Consider the following 6,201-nt stretch of genomic DNA (forward strand, 5'->3'; position numbering starts at 1 on the left):
ACCCTTATCCGCCATTACCAGCAAAATCACCTGCACCAGATAGAACGGACCGGCGCTCTTTAGCTTGCGTAGTAACAATGAGGCCTAATGAACAAAAAGATACGCTGCACCATTTACACACGTAAATCCCATGAGGAAGGATTAAAACAAGCTTTCAACAGCCTTGATGAACAGCATTGATGCGCAAAGACTTGCTACTGAAAGTTATATCGCCAGCCAAGAACATGAAGGATGGGTAGCTTTAGCTAAGTCTTATGATGATGGATGTTATTTCGGTGGCACGCTGAACCGTCCTGCTTTACAAGAGTTATTTCAAGATATTGAAAATGGCCTTGTTGATTGTGTTGTCGTTTATAAGATAGATAGGCTGTCCAGATCGCTCATTGATTTTTCCAAAATTGTAGAACTATTTGATAAGCATCAAATTACCTTTGTCTCCGTAACACAATCCTTCAATACGTCAAGCTCTATAGGCCGTTTGATGCTTAATGTGCTTTTGAGTTTCGCCCAATATGAGCGTGAGTTTACCGATGAACATATCCGTGATAAATTTACCGCTTCCAAGAAAAAAAGTATGTAGATGGGCGGAAATCCGCCACTTGGTTATGACATTTGTGATCGCAACCTTGTAATCAACCCTGAAGAAGCAAAGCTGATTCGGCATATCTTTAACCGTTTTTTGATTTTGCGCTCAATCACCAATTTGGCGAGGAAACTCAATCAGCAAGGCCATCGCACCAAACGTATCATCAGCAAAACCGGTAAAGAATATGGCGCGCAGCTATTTACAAAAGCCAACCTTCTTCGCAGGACTTTGATTAACCCGGTTTATAAAGGCTTTGTTACCCACAAAAATGCCATTTACGAGGGCAGCATGAAGGTATCTTAGAGCCTGAATTCTTTGACGGAGTACAGCGCATTTTTGAAAAATACCCGCACATCAGAGGCAGAGAATCTGCAGCTAAAGATCAAGCTCTTTTAAAAAAGCTGATTCGTTGCAGGGTCTGAGATGTAGCTATGACACAGACCTATACTAAAAAAAGAACAAGCGTTATCGTTATTATGCATGCAGCAACTATTTACGGGGCAAAAGCTGCACATATCATCACAAAACCATTGCCTCTAATGAGGTTGAGCGCTTTATAGTACAACAAGTACGCGAACTCCTAAAATGCCCTGAAATTACTGCAAAACCCCCCAAATCTCTTGAGGGGAAAATTTCCACAGATGAAGCTTTTTCTATGCTACAGCAAATCGATGTAATATGGGATTTGCTTTTTCCGATTGAGCAATACCGCATCATATGGTTGCTGATCAAAGCAGTATTAGTGCGAGAAGATGGTATTTATGTATGCATTCATACAGATGGGCTGCAGAGTTTGTTGCTACATGCCGGCATGGAGGTATGCCTATGAGTAAGTGGAAATTATCCGTATTCATGCCCATGCATCTTAAAAAACGAGGTGGTAGAAAGATGGTGCTGGCGCCCGAAGGCAAAGCACCATTAACGACTCAGAATGCATCTGTTGACACTACATTAGTCAAGGCCTTAGTTCGTGCACATTTGTGGCAACGCCAGCTGAAATCCGGCAAATATCAAACTATGCAAGATTTATGCGACGCCAATAAAGTCACTACCAAATATGTGCAGCTGATCCTTAGGCTCAATTTTCTTGCTCCACAACTCAAAGAAGCTATCTTTTTAGGCCACCAACCCCGTCCGTCATATGAAACTCGCCGATCTTATGCAAAACATCCCAAGCCTCTGAAATGAACGGGGTGAATTATTTGGCTGCGAGGTGGTGTGATTTCTTTTGACTACAAAACACTTTGTGCGTACACTATTAATATAATCGGGATGTTCCAATGAAAAAAAATCGTCGTCGTTTAAGTAAAGAAATTAGGTTGATTTGAGCGTCTCTTGAAAATAGAGGGCTTTATTTTCTTGCTTAATTTTTGAATTTTAAATGTCAGATTTTTGTATGACACATGTTTTATTACCAGCAATCTGGCTTATTGTTCTTATTGTGGGTCTGCCACAACTTTCTGAAACTGTTTACACACCATCTTTGCCTGAAATAGCGCATGAACTTAGAACGAGTGAAACGATGGTAGAATATACGCTGACGATCTACCTTTTTGGATTTGCTCTTGGAACTCTATTTTGGGGTAAAATTTCTGATAAATTAGGTCGTAAGCCCTATGTTATCGCAGGTTTACTAGTCTTTATTATCGGTTGTATTGGTTGCTATTTCTCAACTTCGATTGAAATATTGATGATCAGTCGCTTAATCCAAGCGTTTGGCGGCAGTTATAGGGAGTGTTCTTGGCCAAGCAATTTGCAGAGATGCGTTCCATGGCCCCGCCCTTGGAAGAGTATATTCTGTGACCGGTAGCGTACTTGCCTTATTTCCAGCGCTTGGACCTTTATTCGGAGGGCTTATCGCGGAAATATTTGGGTGGAGAAACATCTTTGTATTTCTGACCATGTTTGCGCTTATGATAGCAATTCTTGTGAGTATAAAGTTACCAGAAACCCATCCACATGCGTCTCGCAAAAAGATTTCTATACGGAATATTGCGAAACAACTTATACTGGACAGAAAAGTGCTAGGCTTCGGTCTCATTGTTGCCGGATGTAATGGGATCCTCTTTAGTTATTTTGCGGAAGGGTCATTTTACCTCATCAAAGGATTAAGCCTTTCACCAAGCCATTATGGTCTGAGCTTTACAGTTATTGCAGTCGCTACAATGATTGGTGGAATCGTTTCTAAAAGATTACAGAATAAACATTCTTCTAAAGAAATAATGGGCTATGGACTTTTGATCATTGCTTTTGCGACAACGATCTTCAGTTGCGTGGCGACGATAAATCATAATTTATTTGCTTTGCCCTCCCATGTAATGATATCGATTACTATTCTTTCTCAAATGGGATGTGCTTTTTGAATATGTATGGCAACCAGCAATGCTCTTGCATTAGCACTTGCGGATTATAAACATGCAATTGGTACAGCATCCAGCTTGTTTGGATTTTTCTATTACTGCATGATTTCCCTCTTTACGTTTTTTTGGGGTTTCTGCATGATGGTACGTTGCTACCAATGCCTCTTTATTTCTTGTCTTTAAGCTGCTTTATGATGGTTGTAAATCGTATTTGTTTGAAGAGCTAATATGGGAAAGCCCTGAGGAATTTATCCCTTGGAGCTTTTTGAATTAAACTTTCTTCAAAATTACTAGGAAAGTTATCTATCATTATAAATGCTGGCTTTGTATCATCGATTTTTACTGCTGATTTGCTAAGCCATGCACCATAAATGTAGTGATAGGCTAGACCCATATTATTCAACTTCCCGGTATAATTGAATTTAGCATAGCCACCACCTGCAACAATGATTTCCTCCAGCTTTAGGTCTGTATTTAAGCAAGTGAGCCATGCTGAAAAACATACCTGATCTTCAGCAATCTCGCCATCATGAGGATTATCGTGTCCAATGGCTATAAATGTACCAGTAAAATCATCGTCCAGCACTTCCTTACCCAAATGTTCTTTCAGAGTTTTTCAAGCAAGTAGCGCTACCTCAAAATATAATCCTTGTTTTGTTGCAGCTTGAATTTTGAATTCAGTAATCTCAACAGATACGCATTCAAGCTCACTTACTATGTTGATTTTATTGCGGGCAAAGCTTGGACTATAGCCGAAATTTGCCTTGAATGTTCGAGAAAAGCTGCTTGCATCTTCAAAACTACTGCTGAGTGCAATTTCAAGAACAGACTCTTCCTTGTTTTTTAGTGATCTAAAAGCTCGCTCTATTCTAAGCCGTCTTACAAAACTACCAACGGAAGTACCGATAACCTCTAAAACCAATCTTTTTAAAGTCGAGACAGAAACGCAAATATTTTTGACGATCAATTCAATGCTAATTTACTCATCTAAATTTTGATAAATGAACTTTACAGCCTTTATAAAGTTATTACTGTTAACGTATATCATATTGATATCTCATCTATTTACGATACTAATATAACGCCTTTAAAAAAGTGTTGCTGTGCAGGACAGTCCAAATTTACTTTTCATTCCTCAACTACTGTCTGTCTTCAAAAATCTCATTTCGCTTTTCTTGAAAGGGTCTGGCGTCATAAAACAGTTCGATTTTAGAGATGAACCGATCCGTGAATTCATCAGTACTGCCGATCTGAACTTACCGATAGGGTCTGGAACGACCATGTCATAGGCGAACATAATCTGATCTCCATCTGCAAAACGTGACCTGATGTATATATCCTGCAATGATCTACCAAAGTTTTTCACAGCTGTGACCACAGCATCTTTGCCATGCATTTCTACAAGTGGTCCGATGAAATACACATTGTCATGCAGGTAGCTCGCCATCCTATCAAAGTCTTTGGCAAGCATCGCATTGTAATAGCTTTCAGCAAGGCTCACATTATCAGTTGTGTTCATATTTAACTCCTACTATAGGTATAAGCATTCTGATAATATATTATAAGGACACTGATATGTTAACAGATAAAGAGATGGGAGTTAAAAGTTTGCTTGGGTATAAACTGAAAAAGACCCAACATGCTCTGCGCCTTCAGATGGATGAAGCTTTAAGGACTCTTGATCTCACTACGCCACAATATGCAGTACTTGCGCAACTCGAGTTAAAACCTGGAGCGTCTAATGCTGCACTTGCACGCTCAGCCTTTATCACAGCTCAAACCATGCACGGTATTGTCTCAAATTTAGAAAAACGTGGTTTAATTCAGCGTAAAAATGATGTTTCCCATGGTAGGATTTTGTGTACAGAATTGACAGACCAAGGCCATAAAGTTGTTACAAATGCCCATGATATGATTCGCGATGTTGAAGCACGTATGCTCACTACGGTAAGTGCAGAGCATCAGGCGCTTCTTGAAAAACTGCTGCTAGAGTGTTTTAATAATTTGCAGTAGCGAGATATTGCCTCTACTAAATCGAGTCTCGATTGAATTTTTGAATATTTGGATCAAACAAGGTGTACTTCGGTGCATCTTCAATCCAAACATACATATCAGGTGAGAAAAGAGTTTTATCATCCAGGCTTCTTGCTCCAATTATTCTAATATGCGGCCAAATCTCTGGTTTGCCAAAGAGTGTGGAACCACATCCCACAAAAGCTTACATGCACTTGTTTACCGCTTGCGCCTGGACGTGTAAATTCTTTTGTTTCTCCTTCTATAATTAATGATTCAACCGTGATAACGATAAAAGGCTAAGCCGTACCGCCTGTTAAACGTTGACAATCATGATAATGACAAATATCGGATTTTTAAGATATTGGCTTCAATTGTGTAGTAGATTGCCCCACAAAAGCATTTTCCTGTGATCATAATTCTTTCCGCAAATAACGTTTCGCCATATGACCTTCATTTTGATAGCCAATATTGCTTATCAAATTCATGAGTACCATCCTGTGCTCTTCTAAGGCCAGAGGTTAAGTCGATAATGGCCGGTGAATGCTGTCTGGCAATATCCTCAACAAATTTCATGAGTTTTTACCGATACCAACACCTCTATGGCTTGTTGATACAACGATCCCAGCAATAGAAAAGCGCGTTGCATCCGAGATCAAATAATCTGTTTTTGTCCAAGCAACAAGGCCCGTAATTTCTTCATTCATTTCACAAACCGCAACACCAAAACCAGGATTCTTTACGAATTTTAGAAATCTTCTATTCAAATCCTCCAAAGCAGCTGGGTAACCTAGTTCTGATAAAAGAGGTAAAAGTCTCGGAGTATCATCAATTATGGCTGACCTTATCATCATAAAACCTTCTTCATATAATAGCGTTTATGACCTTTGGGGCAGTCGTCTAAAACACCGAAAATCTCATAGCCATGCTTTAGGTAAAAATCTTTAGCTTGAAAATCAAAGGTATCAAGATGGGCAAGCGTTGCACCAAGTTTCGTTGCCTCATTTTCTACATGACTGAGCAGTTTACTACCCAGACCACTTTTATTGTGTTTTCATCTACGGCTAAAATATCTACAAACAGCATGCCCCAACATTACATCACAGATGTAATACCTGCGATAATTAGGCACTGTTAACAAAGGTTGTATTTAATAGATGCTAAAGCTATAAAGGCAAGGAAAGAGAGATCGGATTTCTCAAATCGTAATGCTAAGCGTCGATTTTCTTTGAGTTTAGCGAA

At 39.5% G+C, this 6,201-nt stretch carries 11 protein-coding genes and 2 pseudogenes; 7 read left to right on the forward strand and 6 right to left on the reverse strand.

Annotated features, from left to right (window positions below):
• The first annotated feature begins 166 nt into the window (after positions 1-166).
• The 6 genes and pseudogenes from Cyrtocomes_RS00715 (at position 167) to Cyrtocomes_RS00735 (ending at position 2,949) form a co-directional block, all read left to right on the forward strand.
• Positions 167-580 (forward strand): recombinase family protein, encoded by a 414-nt coding sequence (locus Cyrtocomes_RS00715; protein ID WP_322497306.1) that lies wholly within the window; start codon positions 167-169, stop codon positions 578-580.
• Positions 581-889, forward strand: coding sequence for a recombinase family protein (locus Cyrtocomes_RS00720; protein ID WP_322497296.1), 309 nt, complete (start codon positions 581-583; stop codon positions 887-889).
• A gap of 163 nt (positions 890-1,052) precedes the next feature.
• Positions 1,053-1,415 (forward strand): annotated as a pseudogene (locus tag Cyrtocomes_RS06085) (recombinase zinc ribbon domain-containing protein); the annotation flags it as partial.
• Positions 1,412-1,774 carry a hypothetical protein gene (locus Cyrtocomes_RS00725; RefSeq protein ID WP_322497297.1) on the forward strand — a complete coding sequence of 121 codons (363 nt, stop codon included), beginning with the start codon at positions 1,412-1,414 and terminating at the stop codon, positions 1,772-1,774. The pseudogene Cyrtocomes_RS06085 and the gene Cyrtocomes_RS00725, both read left to right, overlap by 4 nt.
• A 208-nt stretch (positions 1,775-1,982) precedes the next feature.
• Complete coding sequence (locus Cyrtocomes_RS00730; RefSeq protein ID WP_322497298.1) at positions 1,983-2,396, forward strand: MFS transporter; 414 nt, start codon at positions 1,983-1,985, stop codon at positions 2,394-2,396.
• The gene (locus tag Cyrtocomes_RS00735) at positions 2,302-2,949 is read left to right on the forward strand and encodes an MFS transporter (RefSeq protein WP_322497299.1); all 648 of its coding nucleotides are present in this window, start codon (positions 2,302-2,304) and stop codon (positions 2,947-2,949) included. Before Cyrtocomes_RS00730 ends, Cyrtocomes_RS00735 begins: the two co-directional genes overlap by 95 nt.
• A gap of 220 nt (positions 2,950-3,169) precedes the next feature.
• Here the strand turns inward: Cyrtocomes_RS00735 and Cyrtocomes_RS00740 are convergent, their stop codons facing one another.
• The 3 genes from Cyrtocomes_RS00740 to Cyrtocomes_RS00750 form a co-directional block, all read right to left on the reverse strand.
• The gene (locus Cyrtocomes_RS00740; RefSeq protein ID WP_322497300.1) at positions 3,170-3,544 is read right to left on the reverse strand and encodes a GyrI-like domain-containing protein; all 375 of its coding nucleotides are present in this window, start codon (positions 3,542-3,544) and stop codon (positions 3,170-3,172) included.
• A gap of 18 nt (positions 3,545-3,562) precedes the next feature.
• The gene (locus Cyrtocomes_RS00745; protein ID WP_322497301.1) at positions 3,563-3,913 is read right to left on the reverse strand and encodes a helix-turn-helix domain-containing protein; all 351 of its coding nucleotides are present in this window, start codon (positions 3,911-3,913) and stop codon (positions 3,563-3,565) included.
• Positions 3,914-4,081: 168 nt separating this feature from the next.
• Positions 4,082-4,465 (reverse strand): nuclear transport factor 2 family protein, encoded by a 384-nt coding sequence (locus tag Cyrtocomes_RS00750; protein ID WP_322497302.1) that lies wholly within the window; start codon positions 4,463-4,465, stop codon positions 4,082-4,084.
• Between the two features lie 56 nt (positions 4,466-4,521).
• On the opposite strand from Cyrtocomes_RS00750, the gene Cyrtocomes_RS00755 reads away from it, so the two are divergent.
• Entirely contained in the window at positions 4,522-4,959 is a 438-nt protein-coding gene (locus Cyrtocomes_RS00755; protein ID WP_322497303.1) for a MarR family winged helix-turn-helix transcriptional regulator, read from the forward strand.
• Between the two features lie 453 nt (positions 4,960-5,412).
• On the opposite strand, the gene Cyrtocomes_RS00760 is transcribed toward Cyrtocomes_RS00755, so the two are convergent.
• The 3 genes and pseudogenes from Cyrtocomes_RS00760 to Cyrtocomes_RS06090 form a co-directional block, all read right to left on the reverse strand.
• The gene (locus tag Cyrtocomes_RS00760; RefSeq protein ID WP_322497304.1) at positions 5,413-5,535 is read right to left on the reverse strand and encodes a hypothetical protein; all 123 of its coding nucleotides are present in this window, start codon (positions 5,533-5,535) and stop codon (positions 5,413-5,415) included.
• Entirely contained in the window at positions 5,532-5,813 is a 282-nt protein-coding gene (locus Cyrtocomes_RS00765; protein ID WP_322497305.1) for a GNAT family N-acetyltransferase, read from the reverse strand. Before Cyrtocomes_RS00765 ends, Cyrtocomes_RS00760 begins: the two co-directional genes overlap by 4 nt.
• A pseudogene (locus tag Cyrtocomes_RS06090) lies at positions 5,810-5,998 on the reverse strand (GNAT family N-acetyltransferase); the annotation flags it as partial. The pseudogene Cyrtocomes_RS06090 and the gene Cyrtocomes_RS00765, both read right to left, overlap by 4 nt.
• Positions 5,999-6,201: the final 203 nt, after the last annotated feature.

Origin of the sequence: Candidatus Cyrtobacter comes (genome assembly GCF_034470605.1) — a bacterium.
Taxonomy (GTDB): domain Bacteria; phylum Pseudomonadota; class Alphaproteobacteria; order Rickettsiales; family Midichloriaceae; genus Cyrtobacter; species Cyrtobacter comes.